The following is a 21,360-nucleotide window of genomic DNA, read 5'->3' on the forward strand; positions in this document are numbered from 1 at the left end:
CTCAACGTAAACCGTCAGCTATCAAAAACAGTCGGCGAACTTGAACAGGAGCTTCAAATACTTCGGGAAGAGAATGCACTGTTCCACCAAAAAGACCGGCTGGCAGAGAATCTGGTGAAGTTTGCGTTTCAGGATGAACAGAAAAAAGCGGATTCTCTTAAACAGGAAAATCGCCGTTTAAAAGCCGAGCGGACGCTGATGCTTAATAAAATATCAACAGCAGAGAGTGAAGTACGTAAACTGAGATCAGTACTAACAAGCCTTTCAGCAGGTGCAAAAATAGAGGGTGTACGCCACGCTTCCCTGGGGGGTAGCTGATTTTCTCTGCACAGACGTATCGACAACGGCTACTGGTGATCACCTGAGTGGGAATTGCTTCAGAAGATGGTTCATGAAGTTAAGGAGCCAGTTAATGGTGAAGCTTGCCTGATATTGTATAAGGGAAGTGAGGGCATGGGGCAGGTTCTTTATTAATGCACAATGAAAGATCTGCCCCTTATTTTGACGAAATCTATTTCTAAAATAGGGATAAAAATCTTCACTCATCAAGAGAAAAGCATGGATTTACACCGGGCAATTGAGCTGGTGTGTAGATAACCCCTTCCGTATCAATGGTGGAGTATGGCTTGTCGCCCATGCACTTTTCCCAGGCCAATGTTCCTGGTTTAACGGCACAGGGGTACTGTTTTCCTCTTTTAAACCACAGGTGTTGATCACCCGCTATGGCCGATAATTCGGTATCAACGAACGTGAAGGGGACACAGGTTCTGATCATCTTGTCCCGGCTTGTAATGGCATGCATATGCGGAAGGGGGGTCTCTATATAGGGGGAAGTGACATCCTGCTTTTTAGCCTCGGCTGAAAATGCGAGAAAAAGCTGTCTGTTAAACGCCAGTGTCTTATCAACTAATTCTGTCAGGCGTTTGAGTACTGTCTTCAGATGTTCGTCGGTTGATGTTTCAGTAGGTCGGTATGAACAGAGGGTGGACAATTGAGTGTAGTAAGGGTTTAGAGCAATCAGGCGTGTCTTTACATCCAGTTGAATCACCGTTCCGTTATTGACCAATAATTTTGATTTCACGAAGTCTGAGCAGCTAATAAAACGTCGGTACTCTCCATTTAATCTCAGAAACGTTAAATCAAATTGCAGTTTTTCCAGTTCATCAATTATAGAATTGCAGGCTTGTTGCTCGGCTTCTTCGATCCTACAGGTGCAAGTCTCTGGGTATGCCTGAAACTCTCTCATTTTGACTGATAAGTATCTTTTTGCTGTGCTTACCCCTTTATTGGGATCCCCCATCACGGTCTGCTCTCCGTAAATGGCCAGCTCCGCTGCAGCACCCAGTTTTTTTTCTGGTACGTGTCCCTGGTTGTCGGTGCTGGTAGGAATATGGCCATGTTGCAGGCCGGGTGTACTTTTGGAGCATCTGTGCTGATTAAAGTGCACGGGTTTTGACATGCCCATGGCTTCGGCGTTTTCCATAGGGTATGGAGGTTCGCGGGATGGTGTGCCAGTTGCTGTGCATTCCATACTGAAAATAACAACCTTGACGTCAGAGCGCGTTTAGATGCTCTCATCGTCGTTAAGTTCATCCGAGCCATCCTATAAATAAAATATAGAACTTACGCATTGACAGCTCTGATAAAAGATGGTCTCAGCCAGTCTTTACCATCAGAGAAGCTCTTAATGAAGTCCCAAATAGCATCCTTGAGCGCATCATTCTTAACGCGATAGATGCTACTGAGAGATTCAGATACTTTCTTGGCCTGAAGGCAGGCATACCCAAAGATAGAGGCAAAAATATGGTTCCTGACCTGCTGCTTTCCTCTCACCTGAAAGCGCTCAATACTGCAGAGTTGTTTCAGCGCCCGGTGATACTCTTCGATCGCCCAATGGTGCAGGTGAAGTTCATTAAAGCCTACCTGTGGTGATACCTCTGATCCAGCATGGGGTGTGTAGACGACGTAATGGCGCAGCTCGTTTTTTAGCCGCGTCCGGTACAAACGCACAGAACCAAAATTACGTAGCCAAACGGTTATTCCCTCTTCAGGAATCTCCAGGCTCTGCACTTGTTGGTAGTCACCCTTTTGGATAGAAACAGTACGGTTGCTTTTAACGGCAAACATAAAACCCAGACCGTTGTTTTTCACAGTCTTCAGGTTTGCGGCACTGCTATACCAGGAATCCCCCGTAACAAATGCAGGTCGTAAGCCCCATACAAGTACTTCTTTCAGCATCTCGAGAAAATAATCATTTTTGGACTTTCCGTCCGCAGAGTCATAGATACGGAAATTGACAGGAAGGCTATAGCCTTTGATATCGGTGTAATAGAGCGTTATGAGATTAATGCCCTTGACGGCTTTATGATGCTTGCCCGAGTAATGATAGCCGATGAATGCCGTGTAGTTACTGTACGGCTTATCCAGCACCGTATCATCAACCGATAGCGTGCCCCCATCAAGAATCAGCCTTGCGGCTACTTCCATGAAAAGGTCATTGGGAGCAAAGTCTTCACGTTGTAGAAAACGGTTAACGCTGTGGTGTGACATATCTCCGATCTCACTAAGGCGAGTACAGGTTGCTGATTTCGGCTCACACAATAGAAACCCTGTATATTTCGGCAAATCACACCCAGCTGTTGTAGGTCTTGTTATCTTTCTACGCACGACGACATCCGCTATTTTTTGCTGATCTAGCAATTTTTACAGCTGCCTGTCAATGCGAAAGTCCTAATTATGTTTCTTGGGATATTAAACCTTAGCAAGTTGTTATAAGGTTAATTGATGATTGTTTGGGCGGTTTGTTCCAAAAAACATAAAGCCCCCTATTCAAGTCGGATTTTAGTGTCCACTAAAACGGGGGAAGTACATTGTCCGCACGACGTACTTGTTATGTGCGCTATCCAGCTTTTGTACCATTAGGTATTTTAGTTTCTGGGCACGCTAAACATGGTTGTAACTTGTCTTCATAGCCGATGTCAAAAAGCATACCCTGGGATATTTCACCAGCCATTTTTCTCTCTGGTAGGTTTACAACAAATAAAGCCTGTTTACCTTCAATCTCCTTTGGATTTTCGCGTTCTTGCTTAATACCCGCCAAAATTGAACGAGTATGATCACCAAAGTCTACAGTCAGCTTCATCAGCTTGTCAGACTTAGCCACTTCATCGACATTAATGATTGTGCCAACTCGAATATCAACTTTGGCAAAATCTTCAAAAGTGATTTCGTCTTTAATTGGAGATGGTTTCATAGATGATTCCTCAAAAGTAACTGCTCAAAAAGTGTAGGTAAATTTGCAGCTCAATCGGCTACAGGCCAGTGATACCAAGGTTCATGTTTGGAAAATGAGCGATTTTGCCTATGGGGTTTGAGCAGTTACCCTCAAAACTTGCCCTAGCACATAACGCCTAAATCAGGTGCGCCGTAGACGTCACCTGGATTTACTTGTTACATTTCGATTACTCGGGATTCCCAAGTTCCATTGTTTTGCTGTGAGATAACAATTGCATCTTTTTCTTCACTGGCAGCTGATAAAAGGCCCTTTTTATCCCATGCTGCACTTTTACCTATCGGTTGCCAGCCACCTGTAGGTTTGTTGTGATTTGCCATGACAACCAACATATCGTGCTCAATTGCATAGGATTGAAGTTTCTCAGTATCTGAAGAATACCCACCGTCAGTTATAAGTACACCGGGTGCTCTCTCAATTTGATAACTGACTCATAGGTTAGCTTCAACCTTTCCAGTCATGAACTCAGACCAAAGTTGTTCCCAGCGCCCCTTACTCTGGATCAGTGCTCTTGTTGTCAAAAGCACTTCCGCTCCTGTTGCTTTCCACCTCATTCCAGAACCACATAATCGTTGCTTTACCAGAGTCTTACAAGCCGCTTCAGTAACTCCTGAACCTATTGGCCAATGGCGTTTAAGCGCCTGATGATAATTCATTAACTGGTGATTGTTTGTAAAATAGCTCACAGCTTTGTAGCGCTTCTCTGTCAGTGCGATTGTCTTTTTCGGGAGCTCGGCTGATTCAATTTCCTGAAGGATTTTTTTGGCTGCTCCACGCTTGTTTTTCAAACTATGTAGCCTGTCTTCAAGCCACTGGTGTCGCTTCGCCTTACTGGTTGGAAACAGTGCTTCCGCTGCTCCAGCTAAATATTCAGATGCATGATAAAAATCGAGTATCTGCCCAGAGGTATGTTGTTTCAAATAACTCCAGTTTTCTCTAGCCCCGTCAGCTACCCCGATGTATGTGGCATTTGGGTAGAGTCGTTTTAGATCTGCAATCTCCTCGTCGAGCTTGCTCATAAAGCTTTGTTTACCATACTCTGGCGAACTGGCTGTATATATCGTGTGGAGCCTGTCTCCATCTGCAGAATATAGGCTCAATGTCCCACACATGGCTTCCCTCCAGCCTTCTTCACAAAGCAGCATGCAGGTTCCATCCAGACCAATGGCTATTGTTTCAACAGGCTCTTTTAGTGGAGGAAGGTGGTAGTGAGTGTCTTGCTGGTCTTCAATTAATGCACCTACTCTGTCCGATAAATGCTTGATATAAGAATTTGAAAGCGTCCTTTGATGGTTGGTCTCAAAATCTTCTTTTACCGCAGGCGCTGGCATCTGGCTGTATTTCCAGGCGATAGACTTGGCAAATTTGGGGGTAGCTGAACCAATAATACCGGCACGAAGATCAAGTGCTGCCAGAGTACTGCCACCTCTGACACCCTGATATACGGAGCGCTCCAAAGGTATACGACCGTATAAGGTTTCATAGTGCTTAAGAACCTTTCCTTTGTAGTTCCACTTCTGCTGATTAACGACGATAGGTTCTTTATTGGGTGATTCAAATAGCCCCAATAACTCTTTTGTTCCAAGCTGCCCGGCTTCATTGAGTGCACGCTGTAAACTATCTTCAAGATTCAGCATGTTGCCTGAATCTATAGAAACTTCAATTTGCAAAACGATGCTTTTGGTAGAGCTGGAAATAACAGAAGCGGGCATGACAGTTAACTATTATGAGTGGTGTTCCCATAGTAGCTGTGAAAATAGAGCACTATTGTTTCAATCATTCAGAGAGAGCACCCAGTACACCAGCAGCATAAACTGTCGCTCTCACTTTTGCATAAGCTTGAGCATGTAAAGGGTTGTTTGTATCAGCACAGATGGCAAGCGCAACTCTATGGTTATTTATCTCCAGCACTTCTGGTTCTTTACCTACGGAGAAGAACCTTTCCTCACCAGAATGAAGATTCATCTTAGAGTAGGTTGAAACATCCCCATCAGGGCTAAAGATGATTGAACCTATATAAATCTCGTTACCAATTTTCAGAGGTGCTCCGACCACAATCCAAATGTCACTCTTTGATGCGGCTGATACGAACGCTTGAAGCCTTTCGTCTTCTTTCACAAATGCTAGATCGGAAGCTAATTCTGGCTCATAACCTGTTAAAGATAGTTCTGGGAAAATAACTATCGAAGTTTGATGCTCAACTGCAACATCTATTGCTTTGAGGTGACTTTCAATGTTTTTATTGACATCCCCTTTAACTGAAGGAATTTGCGCTACTGCAACTTTGAAGTTATGCATAATGTTCCTTTAGAAATGTAACGCTTATTAGTGCGAATTCCGCTTTTCACTTTGAACATCCGCACGAATGAGTTCGCTTTATAACTTTCAACTGATTGAAAATTATCCATTTTTAGTGCAATACCTAATTGAGCCGTACTAGCCGAGTTCTGACAAAGTGAGAATTGGTATTAATCGAGAATCAAGATTCGCGATAAAGATCCAGAGGCTACAATTATTTCTTTAAAAACATATCGGTAAATTATTTGCCGCTATTTATCGAGAATTGTGGGTACGCTATATACTCTCGAAATTCAGCAAAATCACCGATGTATTATTATAACTGTCTGCTCATACAGCCTATTGAGAGTAACCACCAGGCACGCTACCGCCCGTCACTTGTGCTTTTGCCTTTTACTGACATCAGGTAGCCAATATGAAACAGTTCAACAACCATTTTTTGGTGAAAAAATAAGCGATATCTGCACCGTTGATAATAAAAAACCGAACTAACGTATCAAATAAGAAGTTTGAATTAAAGAAATCTCTCTATTATTAATCCATTGTCTTGTATTTAGATGTTCCCCTTATAAAAATCCTTCTGAGCTGTAGAGACTTTTTCCAGGTAGCGTCTGCTTTCCCCTCGCGGGTGTCGCTGTGTCAGCGCCCAATACACCTGGCTGGGTTTCAGGCCGTTGATTTTCTGCACGGCGCGGTCCCGGTTGCGGTCAAAGGTGGCAAACACATTACCTGCGCCGCCGTTATAGGCGGAGATGATCGTGTATTTGCGGGACAGTGGGTCTCGAATGTTTTTCAGGTAGTGATTTTCCAGCAGTGACAGGTACGCCGTGCCGGTATCGATATTGTTATGGGGCTGGAACAGCCAGTTTTTGCTGGGCTGGCCGGGGAGGTTTTTCACTTTATCAAACACATCCCGCCCGGCGGTTTTCGGGATAATCTGCATCAGGCCATAGGCGTTGGATGAGCTGACGGCATAAGGGTTAAAGCTGCTTTCCGTGCGAATTACCGCGTAGATCAGGCTCTCTTCAACATCGTAAATGCGCGAGTATTTTCGAACCAGGCTGGCGTATTGGTATTGCCGTTTGGACAGGTGGTCTTCCACCAGGTCAAAGTCAACGGCATACACACGGCCTTTTGACGATTGCCGGGTGATCAGATCGTTTTGAATCAGATGGTCAGCGTATCGTAATGCACGCCATTGCCAGCGAATGGGCTGATTATCATGGTCCAGCACCTGTCCATAGAGCATGGGTTCTTCACCCACCGGCACGTCTTTGTCACTGAACAGGTCCACCTGTTCAGGCGCATAGGGCGTCAGCAGAATCGCGGCGATCGCTTTTCGCAAGTCGTTGCGATCCAGGGTTTCCACATGCACCTTACCGGTTTCAAAATCAACAAATACCCGGGTTCGGTAGTGGTTGGTGTATTTCACATACTCTTTGCTGCTCGCCTTTTTTTCATCCCCCCAGGTCACCCTGGCTTCCTTGATTAAGATACGCACCAGCGCCTCAAAACCAATCACGTCTTTTTCCAGGTCCATGCCAATGGAAATCGCATCACCGGCAGGGCCAAGCTCCTTCAGTGCCGCTTTGGTGACGTAATTGGCGGCGTAGCTGGTCGCCTGCTCCGTCGAGCAGCTGGTGATCAGCGGAGATGATAACGCAGTCAGTATGATGAGATTGCGAAGACGTGGCATCGTGGCATCCATGTCGTTTATTAGTTCCGTGGCAGTGCCTGACGTATTGTCAGGATCTTCAACCACAGAACTAATTTACCACTCACTTCAACGGTAAAGGAAGTAGGGCTAATGACCCATCACTGCGTTCAGTCGTGATTTGTTAGAACATGGGTGTCTTAAAAAGACGTTAGAAGCAGGGAACCACAAAGGCACAAAGACACGAAGGTCTTCCTGAGTTTACCTGAGCCACGCTCAGGCAATAAAAAAGCTTCCTTTGTGTCTTCGTGTCTTTGTGATTCAGGGTTTGAAACACCCTCAGGGTGAGGGTGTGTACGCTGTACGATGATTAGCGCTTTCAGGACTAGCCGTTAAGACCTTCAGAAGCGGCTTTGGATTGGATCAGCTCGATTTTGTAACCATCCGGATCTTCGACAAACGCGATCTCTGTAGAACCACCGAGAACCGGGCCGGGCTCACGGGTGATCTTGCCACCGGCCTTACGGATGGCATCGCAGGTGGCATAAATATCATCCGCACCCAGGGCAACGTGACCAAAGGCATTGCCCAGGTCGTACTTTTCAGTGCCCCAGTTGTAGGTCAGTTCGATGACGGCTTGTTCAGACTCATCGGCATAGCCAACAAAGGCGAGGGTGTATTTGTACTCTTCGTTATCGTGTTTTCTCAGCAGTTTCATACCGAGAATTTCAGTGTAAAACTGGATGGATCGATCAAGGTTACCGACACGCAGCATGGTGTGAAGAAATCGCACTTCAGGCTCCTTCAGGTTTTTTAAATTGGATTGATGGTGTTCAGGGATGTTTGGGGCGTTCGGACAATTTTGTCGTCTGCTTCTTCTTCAGTGGCTTGCCGTCAATGGAAGCCTCTTTGATCTCAATGGTGTAGGCCGTGCCTTTTTCTTCCTGCAGCAGCTTGACCAGGAAGTAATCATAATCTTTGGCAAACCAGATCCAGGTGGCGCGATTGTCGCTCTTGCGCTGAATTTTTACCCGGACGGTTTTCAGGTTGCCAAGGTCGGTTTTTAAGGTCTCTTCGTCTTCGATAATGAATTTGCGCTGGTAGACTTCGTCATCATCGGCAACGTCGTAGCTGAGCGGCTGGCCATGGGCAGCCGCCAGGTCCATGCGCAGTTTCAGCTGATAGCTCAGGTTGTCCAGTGTTTCCGGTTTCAGGTCCATCGACCACTGGCGGTCACCCTGTTGCCAGTTCACCTTGTTGCTGGCCCAGTCAAAGGTAGCGTATTCCGTTGGCTTTTTGCCAAGCCCTGTACGCTGCTGAACGTACTGGTTGGAGACCAGCTGCGTACCTTCACTGGCAAAGTGACTGGTTTCTTTCATTCCAAAGAACGCCGCATCGGCACTGAACTCAAGCGTCCAGGTGCCGTCCGCATTTCTGGTCAGGGAGCGTTCGCCAGAACCGCCAAAGGGGACACCTTTGATGGATGCCTTGTAGCTTGCAGAGTAGGGCTTGAGCGTGAAAGCAGGGGTTTTCACGCTGGCAGGTTTTTGCGCAGGGTTTGTCGAGGCAGCACCTGCCTGTCCCACGGGCAGTAACGACACAGCAAGTACTGCTCTCAAAGCACACGCGTTGAGCAGGCCGAGGCGGGTAGCCATCACGCTTTTCATGCTCGTTTTGTGGAGATGAAAAAATGGTTGAACCTGATTAATCATGCCAGTTCCAGGGCGTTTTCCTGCAGTTGGTAGCCCAGCGGGTCAATAGGGTGATCATCCAGTACCGCTTTATCCCCTTTCAGCTGAAGCCTGCCGGACGTGATCAGGTGTGCAGCAAGGGGATAAATCTGGTGTTCCATGGCCTGAACACGCTGTTTCAGACTCTCTTCATTATCGGTGGGCTCGACATTAAGTGAAGCCTGAATGATATGGGCACCACTGTCCAGCTCTGGTGTGACAAAGTGAACGGTGCAGCCATGTTTTGGCTTTTTATCAGCCAGCACCCGGCGGTAGGTGCCGAGGCCTTTGTAATCAGGTAACAGGGATGGGTGAACATTGATCAGTCGACCGGCGAATTTTTCCACAAACTCGGGGCTGAGAATTTTCATATAACCGGCCAGGACCACCAGGTCCGGGTCAAATCGTTTAACCTCTTCAACCAGCCTCTGGTCAAAGGCGCCCCGGGACGAAAAGACCTTGTAGTCCAGGCCAAGGGCTGCCACTTTGTGCTGTCTGGCCCTTTCCAGCCCATAAGCCTCTGGTACGTTGCTGATGACCCCGACAACTTGATAACTGTAGTTATGTTCTTGATCCAGAAGTGCCTGAAGGTTACTGCCGTTTCCTGATAGCAGAACGACAACTCGCTTTTTCTCGCTCACTGCTGTTTCCTGAATGTTTTCGATGGTTTTATGATTGGAATCCGCTAGGAGCCTGTCGGACTTAACACTGACCTACTGCGAATAGGCCGGATTTGGCCATTTTTTATGCTGCTTTTCGTTGAATAGAACCACTATTCACCTCAAATCAGCATAAAAACTGGCTCAAACCGGACTTTTTCTCGCTACGGTCGGTTAAGTCCGACAGCCTCCTAGGCCTGAGCGATATTACTATTGCACAGGCCAGATATTGGTCAGGTAGGAATCTTAAAAGTTCCAGTTATTGAAAAACGACAGGATCGCTTTCGCTGTCGGCGGTTTCAATATGGCCAATAATGACGCTCTCTTCGCCCAGTTCTGACAGGCGCTGCATTGCCTGTTCCTGATGGCTGGCAGGAATGCAAAGTACCATGCCAATGCCGCAGTTAAAGGTGCGGTACAGTTCAAAGGCATCAATATTGCCCTTTTCCTGCAGGAAACGGAAGATGGCCGGGATTTCCCAGCTCTGCGTGTCGATAACCGCACGACAGCCCTGTGGGATTACCCGTGGCAGGTTCTCTGGCAGGCCGCCCCCGGTAATGTGGGCCATGGCATGAATAGGCAGTTCTTTCTGCAGCTGCAGCAGTGATTTGACGTAAATACGGGTTGGCGCCATCAGGTGCTCAGCCAGCGGTTTGCCTTCCAGTGTGGCATTGAGGTCGGAACCGGCCACTTCCAGAACCTTGCGGATCAGTGAGTAACCATTGGAGTGCGGTCCACTGGATTTTAAACCGATCAGCACATCGCCAGCGGAGACGTTGCTGCCATCAATGATTTCCGACTTTTCTACCACGCCGACACAGAAGCCGGCCAGGTCGTAATCGTCACCCTGGTACATGCCCGGCATTTCAGCCGTTTCTCCACCAATAAGGGCGCAGCCAGACTGTTCACAGCCTTTGCCAATACCGGTCACCACACGTTCTGCCACGTCCACATTCAATTTGCCGGTGGCGTAATAGTCCAGAAAGAACAGCGGCTCCGCTCCACAGACCAGCAGGTCGTTGACGCACATGGCCACCAGGTCGATGCCGATGTCGTCATGCATGCCCAGGTCCATGGCCAGCTTCAGTTTGGTGCCAACACCGTCGGTGCCTGAAACCAGAACCGGTTCTTTATACCCGGTTGGCAGCTGGCAGAGCGCTCCAAAACCTCCCAGGCCACCCATCACCTCAGGGCGGGAAGTGGCCTTTGCAACCTGTTTAATTCGCTCAACCAGAGCGTTTCCAGCGTCGATATCGACACCGGCATCCTTGTAACTCAGGGAGGTTGTGGAATCCGATTTGTTCATAGATATGAATCCGCTTGTTGCCAGAGCTTTCTACAACCGGCAATGCCAGTAGTATTTTTAATCTGGACTGCTCACGGGCCTGAGGCTGTGTTCAGTCCAAAACGGTTTGGGTGGATGAAGGCGGCTATTCTAGGAGGGTGCGGTATTTATCGCAATGCTGTTGCCGAATTGTCGCCTATGTCGGGTCGTTTTTTTGGTAAATCAGTACTAGGTTCTGTTGACATAAGGTTCCAAACTCAGTGGTCAGTAAAGCCGTATTCCACAAGGCGAACTGGTGCAGGTGTAGTGGTTCTACATCAAACCAGTTCAACGATGCTGGAAGGCGGCTTTACTGACCACCTGAAGGGCTCAAGCCAGAATACTTCTGTCGTCGTTACAAGAACTTGAAAGACACAGGTATTCCTGCGTCCTTGCGCCTAGCCAGAAATATTCTGGCTTGAGCTGAGAAAGGAATCTTATGTCAACAGAACCTCGTCAGGTATGCCTGGCGGGTAACCGCGGAGGATTTAGCCTGTTATGGCTCGACGTGTTGGTAAATGCAGTATTTTTTGTGTGATTTATGGCAGAATTACATTCATTTGATTTTTACGTACAGGATTTCTTAGATGCCTGTGGCTATGCGATGCAACGCTTACTATCAACATTTGATGAGCCTATTTATGCCCATGTCAACTCGTTCACTGGGTAATTCTCTCTGTCTGGCGTTTGCTCTGCTGGTGCTGGCTGTGTTGCCTGGAATGGCCAAAGCGGCAACGGTTAAGGGGATATACAGTCAGGCCGTGCCTGTCGCCGGACAGGGTTATCAGGAGCGGGCCGACGCGATGAGTCAGGCTCTGGCCAATGTGCTGGTGAAAGTGGCCGGGCAGCGCGAAGTGCTTTCAAACAGTGTGGTTCAGACGGCGCTGGGTAAGCCGGAAACGTACATCCGTAAGTTTGGTTTCCGTACTGATGACTCATCCGGGAACCGTCAGCAGTACTTTCAGGCGGCGTTTGACGAGAAAGCGATAAACCGGTTGTTGCGCAGTGCCGGTGTTGCCATCTGGGGGCAGAGCCGTCCATCCACACTGGTATGGCTGGCAGTGGAAGATGGCGGCCGACGTTCCATCATCAATGCCTCAGGATCCTTTCCTACGGTGTTTGCCGAGAGCTTTCAGGGCCGGGGGCTGCCTCTGCTCTTCCCATTAATGGACTTTGAGGATGCAGCCGCCATTTCTACCGTTGACGTCTGGGGAGGTTTTACCGGCAAGTTGCAGGAGGCATCCCGTCGATACGGTTCTGAATCGATACTGACTGGTCGATTATCACGTTCTTTAACCCAGGACGGTGAACTCTTTTATGGTCGGTTGAGTCTGATATTCCGTGGAGCCAGCCAGTCTGTGGCGGTTAATGGCCTTGATGCCGTTGGGGTTACCCAGCTGGCGGCTGACCTGGTGGGGACGACGTTGTCCCGGCATTATGCCATTAATGCCTCTGATGCCAGTGGCAAGACGCTGCTGATGGTTGAGAATATCTCCAGTCTGGAAGATTACGCCGCCCTGAGCAAATACCTTGAACGCATGACAGCCATCCGAGATGTTGCTGTTCACCGGGTGACAGGTACTACGGTGGAGTTGGAGCTGGTGATTGATGGCTCTGAAAGCCAGCTTGCTGACTCTCTGGCGCTGGGTCGTAATCTTCGGGCGGTTTCTCAAGGCACACAGGGTGTCAGTGATACTGGCTCTCTGGCAACCGCCCCTTCAGCACTGGTCTATCGTTGGACTCGATGAGTCTGGTTTGGTCAATGCCTGACCAGTGTTCCTGGTTTGAATGCTGGTCAGCATCGATGCCAATGAGCGCTTTTTTGGAACAGGGCGCTTTCTCCGCAGGGTATGCGGTCTGATAAATACAATAAAAATACACATTCATTAATAGGGTGCTTCCCGGGTAGAAGGCATTTGCTCCGGAAGCTGATGTCGGGTATTGCGGTGAAGTTTCAATATTTACCTAATGTATTGACCATAATTCGCCTGCTGTTAGCTGGTCCTATTTCTCTGGCGATTCTGTCGGAGAGGCCTGTGTGGACCATTTCCCTTTTTGGCATTGCTGCGTTATCGGATGCACTGGATGGTTTTCTGGCCAGGCGTTATGGTTGGCAAAGCCGTTTTGGTGCCATGCTGGACCCTCTGGCGGATAAGGTGCTTCTGGTTACTGCATTTCTATCACTGACCGTCATTAAGGTTTTCCCACTCTGGTTGACGCTGCTGGTGATTGGCCGTGATGTCCTCATTGTTGCAGGAACCTTTATTTACCGGTGGGTTGTCGGGTCGATTCAGTTTAAACCCAGTTTGCTGGGTAAGCTGTGTACTTTGCTTCAGCTCAGCCTGATAATGACGGCCCTGGTTTCAGCCGCTTTGAACTATACAAAGCCTGTGATCCTTCTTCAGCCGCTGGTTGCACTGTTTACCGTTGGCAGTGGTTTACAGTATGTTGTTGAGTGGGGGCGAAAAGGGATATGCCGGGCCCGCAAACGCCATTAGACAGCACGGCGCTTTTTCACAAGGACACATACGATGAACCTTACTCTTCATCAGCGCTATATGGTTGCCATTGTCGCGCTGGCACTCTTCCTGGTTGTGCATTTTCTCGGGCCAGTACTGATGCCTTTTGTCGTCAGTATGGTGCTGGCTTATCTCGGTGACCCTCTGGCTGACTGGCTCGAGTCAAAAGGGCTGTCCAGAACTCTGGCTGTGGTTTGCGTCTTTTTACTGATCTTTGGCGTACTGATTACGGCGTTGCTGGTGGTGATTCCAACACTGGCCCATCAGATTAAGGCTGTGATCCACCTGCTGCCGGTATGGGAAGCCTGGATTGAGACAAATGCGCTTCCGTACATTCAAAAATACATTGAGATTGACCCTTCTCTTTTTGATTTTGGTGAACTCTCCAAAAGACTGGCTGGGCAATGGCAGAAAGCCGGTGGACTGCTGGCCAGTTTGGGGATTTCAGTGTCCAGGTCCTCCATTGCGCTGATTGGGTTTGTGGCCAATCTGTTCCTGATTCCCGTGGTGACTTTTTACCTGCTGCGTGACTGGGACAAGATGGTGGATAACCTGAAAATGATGCTGCCACGAAATGTCGAGCCTGTGGCGGTGACCCTGGTGAATGAGTGCGATGAAGTGCTGGGTGCCTTTCTTAAAGGGCAGCTGATGGTCATGCTGGCGCTTGGGGTCATATACAGCCTGGGGCTGACCATGATCGGACTGCAGTTCGCTATCCTGATTGGTATGCTGGCAGGGCTGGCCAGCATAATCCCTTACATGGGGTTTGTCCTGGGGTTTGCTGCTGCAATGGTTGTCGCGTTTTTCCAGTTTGATGGTTATCTGGGGATGGGGCTGGTAGTGGTTGTCTTTATGGTGGGGCAGGCATTAGAGGGGTGGGTTCTGACGCCTCTGCTGGTGGGTGATAAAATTGGTCTGCACCCCGTAGCGGTTATTTTTGCCTTGATGGCGGGTGGGCAGCTGTTTGGTTTTGTCGGAATGCTCATCGCTCTGCCCATGGCCGCAATAATTATGGTACTCTTGCGCCATCTGCATAGAAACTATAAGGCCAGTGACCTTTATCATGCCGGAGCAGCTGAAGAGAAAGACTGATACACTTTTGCTGTCATACTCTTTTTCTTTTAAAAAACGGTCTATATATGGTAAAAGCGGTTGCGAAATAGGGCTGAAATCGATTTATTGACCGGTCTATTGATATCCGTCAATACCGGTTGATAATTGAACGGTTTTATTGTGTTCCTGTCTTTTGTAACGTTGCAGTTTCTGTTGTCAGTATGCGGAACTGTTCGATTGACAGTAACGAAGTGATCAGAAAAAGAGAACTCACACTACCTTTACGGATTTGATGTCCATTATGAGTTTGCCTGTGCAGCTACCGCTCAGTGTCCAGTTAAGAGACGATGCCACGTTCGCCAACTTCTACAGTGGGCGAAACGAGACGTTGGTCAATCTTCTGGATATGGACAGATCGGTTCCCGGCATCGAATCCGAACAGTTTATTTTCCTCTATGGCCCCAAAGGGGTTGGTTGCAGTCATCTGCTTCAGGCCGCCTGTCATCAGGTAGACCGTCGCAGCGGCAGAAGCATTTATCTGCCGATGAAAGAGCTGGTTTACTACTCCCCGAAGCTTCTGGAAGGCATTGAGCGACTGCAGCTGGTTTGCCTGGATGATATTGGCGAAGTGGCCGGTATCGATGAGTGGGAAGAGGCGCTGTTTGATCTGTTTAACCGTCTCAGGGACTCCCGGACCCGTTTTCTGGTGGCGGCCGATAATCCTCCCAAGGCTTTGGGTATTCAACTTCAGGATCTGGTTTCCCGTCTGGGCTGGGGCATGGTTTTTCAGGTTCATCCTCTGGATGACCGGGACAAAGTTTCAGCGCTGAAACTCCGTGCTCATTACCGTGGCTTTGACCTGAGTGATGAGGTTGCCCGTTTTATTATTCATCGCGGCTCCCGGGATATGGGCAACCTGTTTACCTTGTTGCAGAAACTGGACAGCGCTTCTCTGCGTGCCAAGCGCAAGCTTACCATTCCTTTTGTTAAGGAAGTCATGAGATGGTGAATACTGCACTGTCTCTGCTGATCGTATTATTCCATTCTTGAAGAGTTGACCATGCCGACCAAAAGGAGCCAGCTGCTTAACCCATTCGCTTTGGTCGCTTACCTGTTGTTTGGGGGGCTCTTTCTGGCTGGGTGGCTCTGGTTTTCTCAGGTTTCTGATCGGGTGCTGACCCGCCTGAATCAGCAGACCGGGCAACTCTTTATCGATAAAGACATTGCTTTTGATCCATGGCAGCGAACACTTGCGGTTAATGATGTTGAGTTCGAGGAGCAGGGCATTCAGCTCAGTGCAGAGCGATTGAGTTTTGTTTTGAATTATCGCCACTGGTGGGGTCCCTGGGTGGGTGAAAGCATCGAATCACTCAGTGCGATCGAACTTGACAGTGCCAATATCGCGATTGATCCGGACCTTATCGTGTTTACCCTGCCCAACTGGTTCCAGGTGCTGTCCGTCAACAGCGGCCGTCTCTCAGTCACTGGAATAGCGCAGTCCCTTGGCTTTGATCAACTGACCCTCACAAAAGAAGATGGCAACAGACTCAAGATTCAGTTGGATAGCCATAGTGCTGAAAACTGGAATTTCGCTGGCTCTTATCAGGTGAGTGAGGGTTTACTGAGCGGTGAGCTGCAGCTGGCCGATCTGTCGTTGTCGACGCTGATGAAGGCCATTCCCCTTAAGGTATTGCCAGCGCTTGATAATGAGCTTCTCTCCAATGACCGTCTTTCAGGGACAATGAGTGCTGCATTATCACTGTCCTGGGATAAGCCAAACGGCTTGATCTTGAAGGGCAATGCAGAAGGGCAAAGTGGGCAGCTACTCTTGTCTGGAAAGTTGTCTGGAATGTCTGCCGAATGGCAGCAGTGGCAACTGAACAATGCTCTGTTTGTTGCCAATGATCCTGGGGAGTCTACCGCTGAACTGTCTGTTTCAGGACTTGACCTGAGAGTGCCCGAAACAGTGACAGGAGAGGTGATTCGCTTCCCGGTTCAGTTACAGCAAAGCTTACCTGCTGTCATTACTTCGCTTTCGATTAACGACAGTCGCCTTGAACTTGAACGTGGCCATTCTCCCTGGGTATTTGAAAACGTAAATGGAAGTTTGGTTGCAAAGCCTGCTTTGAAGAAGGGTAAGGAAAAAGCTATCTGGAAGTATCAGGCGAATGCAGCACTGGCCAATGTCGGGAATGTTCAGTTGAGTGGGCAATTATCCGGCTCTGATAATGATTTTACCTTCCAGCTTAACAATGCCCGTCTGGCAGGGCCTTTAAAACAATACTCGGTCTTTGCCGGTTATACTATGCAGGACACCCGGTTTGATCTGAGCTACAGCAGCCAGAAACATGCGGGGCAGGTTGATATTTCGGACTGGAAGACAAAGAAGATCTCAAATGACCCGCCGATTTCATCCATCAACTTATTAAAAGCCCTGATAACGGATACATCGGGTAAAGCCGTTGTCCCTTTTTCCATTAAGCCCGGTAAATCGGATACGCCATTACCTAAGCGTATCTATCTGGCGATTGGGCAGCGTTTTATGACCATTGCCAGTGAACCCTTCGACTACCTTTCCCAGTCGACAGGTCATGAACTTAAACCTGAGCTTCATCATGAAGCTGGAAAAGCGACATTGACGGAGTTGTCACTCACAAACCTGGAATACCTGAAAAAGGTTCTGGCTCAACGGCCCGAATTATCCCTATTGGTTGATGTGAATGTCTCTGAATCTCAGGACGGACCAGAACTGTCTCGTCATGAACTGGAAGAGGCGTTGCAGGAGTTATACTCCGCAACAAGTTCAGCGGAACCTTCTGATGCCGCTTCCATTCCGCCCAAAGTACGGGCAACGTTAATGGAGCAGATGTATCTGGCGACACGGCAGCACCAGAAGATTCCTGAAGTGGGTGCACAGTCACCAGAACAACGCGTCCAAAAGGCCGAACAGTGGTTGCTGAAAAATTGGCCAAAGGCGCCTGATCAAATAGGAAAATTACAAAAGGCCCGGTTCGACTACCTGAAAAAAGAGATGGACAGGATTGGCATCGATTCCGGGCGTGTTGAGTTGACGTTATCCTCCAGCCCAGAGCAAAAAGAGAGTGAGCCCTACTCATTAATAACGCTTCACTGATGCGCAGTATGGAGAGACAGCGAGGTTTCAGCAGAGGAACTCTCCACTGAAACCATCGTTATATCTCAGAATTTAGCGGTGAAGCCTGCATACCAGGTTCTTGGGTCTTCGCTGTAGCCCAGCACTTCGGCGCTGTGGGGAAGGCTCTTATCCGTCAGGTTGGTGATACCGGCACGGAGTGTCAGCGATTCCGTCATCTGGTAATTGGCGCCCAGGTCAGCAGTCCAGTATCCGTTCAGATCCACCGTGCTGTTCAGTGACTGGTCACCGGTGTAGCCTGCACGGATAAAGGTGGTCAGTTTCTCCATGGACTGCCAGTTCAGTTTCACATTGGCATTGTGGCGTGGTCGATTGTTCAGGTCTTCACCAGTGGTTTCATCCTTGGCATCGGTGTAAGTGAAGTTACCGTTCAGGGAGAGGGCACGGGTAAGGGCAATCCGACCCGACAACTCAAGGCCTCTGATCTTGGCTTTTGCTGTGTTTTTGTAGGTGTAGACGTCACGTCCATCCTCCTGGCCAAGCAGTTTATCGAAATCACGCTCAATCAGGTTTTTGACATCATTCTGGAACAGGGCGGCTTCCATTTCCCAGGTGTCCTGTCGGTAATTGGACGCTAGCTCATAACTGGTACTGGTTTCAGGTTTCAGATTCGGGTTGCCTTTGATCCAGCAGCCTCCCTTACAGCTGCTCAGGCGGTATTCTTCGCTTAATTGCCGCAGGGAAGGCGCCTTGAATGCCTTGCCAGCCCCTCCTTTGATGATCAGGTTATCAGTGACCTTATGAACCAGATAGGCACGGGGGCTGTATTCTGATCCGAAGTTTTCATGGTGGTCGAGTCGGGTGCCATAGGTAAGTGTCCAGGTCTTGGCCAATTGCCACTCATCCTGCACAAACAGCGCTTTCTCGGTGACATCAGCCTTACCGGTTTCCAGAAAGTCACGGGGATTATCCAGCTCGTTTTTACTGATCTCGCCGCCAAACGTCAGACGGTGGTTTCCTATGTCTGTAGACCCGGAGCCATCAATGGTATCCGTCGTTTCAGTGGCATATTCCCGTTGGTTTTCCGTGAAATTCTGGTAACTATTCAGCACCCAGCAAAGGCGTATTGTTGTAATTTCGAACCGCTTTAAGAAGCGCCTGAAATATGTTCAACCCCTGCTTTTTAGCAGATGATAAATAGCTTCGGATTCGGGTAAACATGGTACCTCCGTCTTCGCTTCTGAAGCAGCCTGAGATCTTCTGCTTAAGTTTGGCCATCCTGGCATCACGTTCACTGCCATTGTTATCGAAGGGAATTGAAAAGTCCGACATGAAGCGCAACGTTTCAACCTTAAACTCAATAAGCCTTTTGAACAGGTTGTAGGCCTTGGTATTCCTGACCTTCTTACGTCCAAGCACCTGTCGTTGTTTTTCCATATAAGCGGTTTCCTTCGTGAGAGCCCTTTGAAGGATTTGGTCGTATATCGTCTCAATGCGAAGCTGTATTGCACCAGGCATTTGAGTCAGACCGGCTGCTTTGTATTTCTTGCAGAAGTGCCAGGAGAGCGTAAGCAATTTCATCAGCCGCAGAGCCAGCTTATTCGCATCCCTATCGACAACTCCCTGAAGCTCTCTCAGATGATGGGCATTACAAAGCACATGCACTGCCGCATAGGCAAAGTAGGACTTCCAATGATCGTGAACCAGAATGCCTGCAAAAGTCAGCAGGATGCCCATTGCATCCATTGCTTCACAACCTCGCCTTTCTGAGAGGTAGTAAAGCGTCCATTGGTCATCTCGCATAATGTGTAACCACCACAGTGAACCGTCAACCCGCATGCCAGTTTCATCCGCTCCTGCAACCGGACTTTCTTGTAAAGCATCGCGGATACTCTGCTCAGTAGAGGCCAGGTTCTCATGGGTATAGGCAACAAAATTGGCAACAGAGCCTGCGCTGACACTCATGCAATAAATAGTATTGAAATACTCAGACACCCGGTGATATGGGATGAAGTGATACTGGTTTAAATGAACAGCCATTGCCTGAGTCACTTCTCCGTATTGAGCAGCGGCTTTCACTCCTTGGGGAAACTCAGCGGTGTTCCGTTTACCACAAGGACATACTTTAACGTCTGCCCAGTACGCGGTAACTTCAAATTCTCCGGGTCTACCTGGATCAAAAACCTGTCGCTCAATGTATTTGGTGGGTTTAATATCGATAAGCGAAGACTGGCAACAGCAACATTTTTCAACCTTCAGATGCCTGACATAATCGGGTAAGGCGACACGTCTCAAACAAGAGCCTTGATGACCTTTCTGGCCACCTGGTTTATTGCCTGAAGATGGTCTAAGGCTTTTGGGGTTCGGTGTTTCCTGTGAGGAGCAGGGGGCTTCTTTGGAAGATGTATCACCTTTATCACTCCCTTTTTTACTGGGCTTTTGATAACCATCTGACGATGGTGGCTTACTACTGTTTTGACTGTTTTTATTAACCCTTTCTTCCAGTTCGCTGCAACGTTCCCGTAAAAGCGCATTCTCGGTCCGAAGCTCTTCATTCTCTTTAAGGAGAGCTTCGGTAAACGGAGTAGCTGGGAAGTCTGGTTCCATACTGGAGATTTGTTAGAAAAATTGAGTATAAGATGATGGTCGAAAAATCAGAAAATTCCAGATTTATATGAAGGGTGCTGAATAGTTACAAATTCTGTTCTCCGATCTTAACTTCTTCCCGATAGTAGCGCAGCTGTGTTTCTCCCCAGTGCCAGTCGCCACTGTGGGTCAGTGCCGCACTGTTACGCTTTACTTTCTGGTCAGTTGGCGTCAGCCCCTTGGAAGACTCAATATTGCCCTCACGTTTATCATTGCTATAGGCAATATCCAGATCCAATGCCTGGTTCTCATTAATAAACCAGTTCAGGGCACCGGTCAGATTCAGGGTGTCCCGTTCTTCCAGCGCCGTGACAGTGGAGCGATCGTAACTGAAGCCAGTACTGTCGCTGTAGGGTTGCCATTTATCCCGGTCGCTTTTATTGATCGAGAGGTTGAGATACAGCTGGTCTTCTATCAGGGCACCGCCGGTATTGAGGCCGAGAATGGTTTCTTCACCTCCATTACCGTCCCCTGGCGTTGAGAAGTCGCCGCTCAGTGTACTGCGCCATTCATTATCAGGCTGTTTGGTGATGATATTCACCACGCCACCCAGAGCTTCTGAACCATAGAGAGCGGACATGGGGCCACGGATAATCTCGATCCGTTCAATACTGTCCTGAGGAATGGCTGACAGGTCAAAGTCATTACCTCGGACAACAGCATTTGAAGAACTCATTTTCCGGCCATTGACCATAATCAGCGTGTAGTCACTGCTCATGCCCCGGATGCTGATGGTTTCCCGGCCAGCCCGGCCGCCTTCTTTTCGGCTTTCGACCCCCACCGACTGTTTGACGATATCGTTCAGAGCCAGGGTTGGCTGGGACTGAATCTCTTCACTGGTAATCACCGACATGGAGGCCGGGGCATCGGCCAGGCTGTTTTCAGTTTTGGTGGCCGTGACCACCACCTGATCGAATACCAGTGGTGAGCCATAGTGACTGTTTTCTGCCATTACTGGCATAGCCACTACCATGGCTGAAAACAAGAGACTGTGCCGCCCCATAAACCGCTGCATAGAATACATCCTGATGATAAGTTGGGTACTTGATATAAAGGCGAATGAAAGTTATTCT

Annotated in this window: 21 protein-coding genes; 7 read left to right on the forward strand and 14 right to left on the reverse strand. The window is 48.6% G+C overall.

Annotation, left to right across the window (positions count from 1 at the left end; all coding sequences use genetic code 11):
* Positions 1-114 precede the first annotated feature (114 nt).
* On the forward strand, positions 115-318 hold the full coding sequence (locus ACOCLE_RS02965; RefSeq protein ID WP_419535450.1) for a hypothetical protein: 204 nt from the start codon (positions 115-117) through the stop codon (positions 316-318).
* A 220-nt stretch (positions 319-538) separates the two neighbouring features.
* On the opposite strand, the gene ACOCLE_RS02970 is transcribed toward ACOCLE_RS02965, so the two are convergent.
* The 11 genes from ACOCLE_RS02970 to purM form a co-directional block, all read right to left on the reverse strand.
* Positions 539-1,483, reverse strand: a complete 945-nt coding sequence (locus ACOCLE_RS02970) for a hypothetical protein (RefSeq protein ID WP_419535451.1) — start codon at positions 1,481-1,483, stop codon at positions 539-541.
* Between the two features lie 140 nt (positions 1,484-1,623).
* Positions 1,624-2,667 carry a transposase gene (locus ACOCLE_RS02975; RefSeq protein ID WP_419533005.1) on the reverse strand — a complete coding sequence of 348 codons (1,044 nt, stop codon included), beginning with the start codon at positions 2,665-2,667 and terminating at the stop codon, positions 1,624-1,626.
* Positions 2,668-2,899: 232 nt separating this feature from the next.
* Complete coding sequence (locus ACOCLE_RS02980) at positions 2,900-3,253, reverse strand: hypothetical protein (protein ID WP_419535452.1); 354 nt, start codon at positions 3,251-3,253, stop codon at positions 2,900-2,902.
* A gap of 197 nt (positions 3,254-3,450) precedes the next feature.
* Positions 3,451-3,612: a hypothetical protein gene (locus ACOCLE_RS02985; RefSeq protein ID WP_419535453.1), complete on the reverse strand. Its 162-nt coding sequence runs from the start codon at positions 3,610-3,612 to the stop codon at positions 3,451-3,453.
* Positions 3,613-3,723: 111 nt separating this feature from the next.
* Entirely contained in the window at positions 3,724-5,004 is a 1,281-nt protein-coding gene (locus tag ACOCLE_RS02990) for an ISKra4 family transposase (protein WP_419532972.1), read from the reverse strand.
* 64 nt (positions 5,005-5,068) lie between these two features.
* Entirely contained in the window at positions 5,069-5,590 is a 522-nt protein-coding gene (locus ACOCLE_RS02995; RefSeq protein ID WP_419535454.1) for a carbon-nitrogen hydrolase family protein, read from the reverse strand.
* A gap of 553 nt (positions 5,591-6,143) precedes the next feature.
* A complete protein-coding gene (gene mltC, locus ACOCLE_RS03000; RefSeq protein ID WP_419535455.1) occupies positions 6,144-7,352 on the reverse strand; it encodes a membrane-bound lytic murein transglycosylase MltC in 1,209 nt (402 codons plus the stop codon).
* 277 nt (positions 7,353-7,629) lie between these two features.
* A complete protein-coding gene (gloA, locus tag ACOCLE_RS03005) occupies positions 7,630-8,037 on the reverse strand; it encodes a lactoylglutathione lyase (protein WP_419535456.1) in 408 nt (135 codons plus the stop codon).
* A gap of 40 nt (positions 8,038-8,077) precedes the next feature.
* Positions 8,078-8,956: a DUF3108 domain-containing protein gene (locus tag ACOCLE_RS03010; protein WP_419535457.1), complete on the reverse strand. Its 879-nt coding sequence runs from the start codon at positions 8,954-8,956 to the stop codon at positions 8,078-8,080.
* Complete coding sequence (purN, locus tag ACOCLE_RS03015) at positions 8,953-9,615, reverse strand: phosphoribosylglycinamide formyltransferase (protein WP_419535458.1); 663 nt, start codon at positions 9,613-9,615, stop codon at positions 8,953-8,955. Before purN ends, ACOCLE_RS03010 begins: the two co-directional genes overlap by 4 nt.
* A gap of 277 nt (positions 9,616-9,892) precedes the next feature.
* The gene (gene purM, locus ACOCLE_RS03020; RefSeq protein WP_419535459.1) at positions 9,893-10,939 is read right to left on the reverse strand and encodes a phosphoribosylformylglycinamidine cyclo-ligase; all 1,047 of its coding nucleotides are present in this window, start codon (positions 10,937-10,939) and stop codon (positions 9,893-9,895) included.
* 114 nt (positions 10,940-11,053) lie between these two features.
* Between purM and ACOCLE_RS03025 the strand changes: the two genes are divergently transcribed.
* From ACOCLE_RS03025 to ACOCLE_RS03050, 6 genes are all read left to right on the forward strand, one after another.
* Entirely contained in the window at positions 11,054-11,326 is a 273-nt protein-coding gene (locus ACOCLE_RS03025) for a hypothetical protein (RefSeq protein ID WP_419535460.1), read from the forward strand.
* A 272-nt stretch (positions 11,327-11,598) separates the two neighbouring features.
* Complete coding sequence (locus tag ACOCLE_RS03030; RefSeq protein ID WP_419535461.1) at positions 11,599-12,705, forward strand: DUF2066 domain-containing protein; 1,107 nt, start codon at positions 11,599-11,601, stop codon at positions 12,703-12,705.
* A 183-nt stretch (positions 12,706-12,888) separates the two neighbouring features.
* Positions 12,889-13,455 carry a CDP-alcohol phosphatidyltransferase family protein gene (locus ACOCLE_RS03035; protein ID WP_419537142.1) on the forward strand — a complete coding sequence of 189 codons (567 nt, stop codon included), beginning with the start codon at positions 12,889-12,891 and terminating at the stop codon, positions 13,453-13,455.
* Between the two features lie 33 nt (positions 13,456-13,488).
* Positions 13,489-14,568 (forward strand): AI-2E family transporter, encoded by a 1,080-nt coding sequence (locus ACOCLE_RS03040; RefSeq protein ID WP_419535462.1) that lies wholly within the window; start codon positions 13,489-13,491, stop codon positions 14,566-14,568.
* 253 nt (positions 14,569-14,821) lie between these two features.
* Complete coding sequence (gene hda / locus ACOCLE_RS03045; RefSeq protein ID WP_419535463.1) at positions 14,822-15,538, forward strand: DnaA regulatory inactivator Hda; 717 nt, start codon at positions 14,822-14,824, stop codon at positions 15,536-15,538.
* A gap of 51 nt (positions 15,539-15,589) precedes the next feature.
* On the forward strand, positions 15,590-17,662 hold the full coding sequence (locus ACOCLE_RS03050; protein ID WP_419535464.1) for a hypothetical protein: 2,073 nt from the start codon (positions 15,590-15,592) through the stop codon (positions 17,660-17,662).
* A gap of 65 nt (positions 17,663-17,727) precedes the next feature.
* Here the strand turns inward: ACOCLE_RS03050 and ACOCLE_RS03055 are convergent, their stop codons facing one another.
* From ACOCLE_RS03055 to ACOCLE_RS03065, 3 genes are all read right to left on the reverse strand, one after another.
* Positions 17,728-18,753 carry a TonB-dependent receptor domain-containing protein gene (locus tag ACOCLE_RS03055; protein ID WP_419535465.1) on the reverse strand — a complete coding sequence of 342 codons (1,026 nt, stop codon included), beginning with the start codon at positions 18,751-18,753 and terminating at the stop codon, positions 17,728-17,730.
* Positions 18,743-20,248 carry an IS66 family transposase gene (gene tnpC, locus ACOCLE_RS03060; RefSeq protein WP_419532963.1) on the reverse strand — a complete coding sequence of 502 codons (1,506 nt, stop codon included), beginning with the start codon at positions 20,246-20,248 and terminating at the stop codon, positions 18,743-18,745. The genes ACOCLE_RS03055 and tnpC overlap by 11 nt, the downstream gene beginning before the upstream one ends.
* 85 nt (positions 20,249-20,333) lie before the next feature.
* Positions 20,334-21,302 (reverse strand): TonB-dependent receptor plug domain-containing protein, encoded by a 969-nt coding sequence (locus ACOCLE_RS03065; RefSeq protein ID WP_419535466.1) that lies wholly within the window; start codon positions 21,300-21,302, stop codon positions 20,334-20,336.
* Between the last annotated feature and the right edge of the window lie 58 nt (positions 21,303-21,360).

The organism is Endozoicomonas sp. (assembly GCF_965196975.1).
In the GTDB taxonomy this organism is placed as follows: domain Bacteria; phylum Pseudomonadota; class Gammaproteobacteria; order Pseudomonadales; family Endozoicomonadaceae; genus Endozoicomonas.

Coding starts and splice junctions, on each gene's coding strand:
- ACOCLE_RS02970 (WP_419535451.1), bottom strand. CDS start 1,483: ATGGAAAACGCCGAAGCCATGGGCATGTCAAAACCCGTGCACTTTAAT.
- ACOCLE_RS02980 (WP_419535452.1), bottom strand. CDS start 3,253: ATGAAACCATCTCCAATTAAAGACGAAATCACTTTTGAAGATTTTGCC.
- ACOCLE_RS02985 (WP_419535453.1), bottom strand. CDS start 3,612: ATGGCAAATCACAACAAACCTACAGGTGGCTGGCAACCGATAGGTAAA.
- ACOCLE_RS02990 (WP_419532972.1), bottom strand. CDS start 5,004: ATGCCCGCTTCTGTTATTTCCAGCTCTACCAAAAGCATCGTTTTGCAA.
- ACOCLE_RS02995 (WP_419535454.1), bottom strand. CDS start 5,590: ATGCATAACTTCAAAGTTGCAGTAGCGCAAATTCCTTCAGTTAAAGGG.
- ACOCLE_RS03010 (WP_419535457.1), bottom strand. CDS start 8,956: ATGATTAATCAGGTTCAACCATTTTTTCATCTCCACAAAACGAGCATG.
- purM (WP_419535459.1), bottom strand. CDS start 10,939: ATGAACAAATCGGATTCCACAACCTCCCTGAGTTACAAGGATGCCGGT.
- ACOCLE_RS03025 (WP_419535460.1), top strand. CDS start 11,054: ATGAAGGCGGCTATTCTAGGAGGGTGCGGTATTTATCGCAATGCTGTT.
- ACOCLE_RS03030 (WP_419535461.1), top strand. CDS start 11,599: ATGCCCATGTCAACTCGTTCACTGGGTAATTCTCTCTGTCTGGCGTTT.
- ACOCLE_RS03035 (WP_419537142.1), top strand. CDS start 12,889: ATGTCGGGTATTGCGGTGAAGTTTCAATATTTACCTAATGTATTGACC.
- ACOCLE_RS03040 (WP_419535462.1), top strand. CDS start 13,489: ATGAACCTTACTCTTCATCAGCGCTATATGGTTGCCATTGTCGCGCTG.
- hda (WP_419535463.1), top strand. CDS start 14,822: ATGTCCATTATGAGTTTGCCTGTGCAGCTACCGCTCAGTGTCCAGTTA.
- ACOCLE_RS03050 (WP_419535464.1), top strand. CDS start 15,590: ATGCCGACCAAAAGGAGCCAGCTGCTTAACCCATTCGCTTTGGTCGCT.
- tnpC (WP_419532963.1), bottom strand. CDS start 20,248: ATGGAACCAGACTTCCCAGCTACTCCGTTTACCGAAGCTCTCCTTAAA.
- ACOCLE_RS03065 (WP_419535466.1), bottom strand. CDS start 21,302: ATGCAGCGGTTTATGGGGCGGCACAGTCTCTTGTTTTCAGCCATGGTA.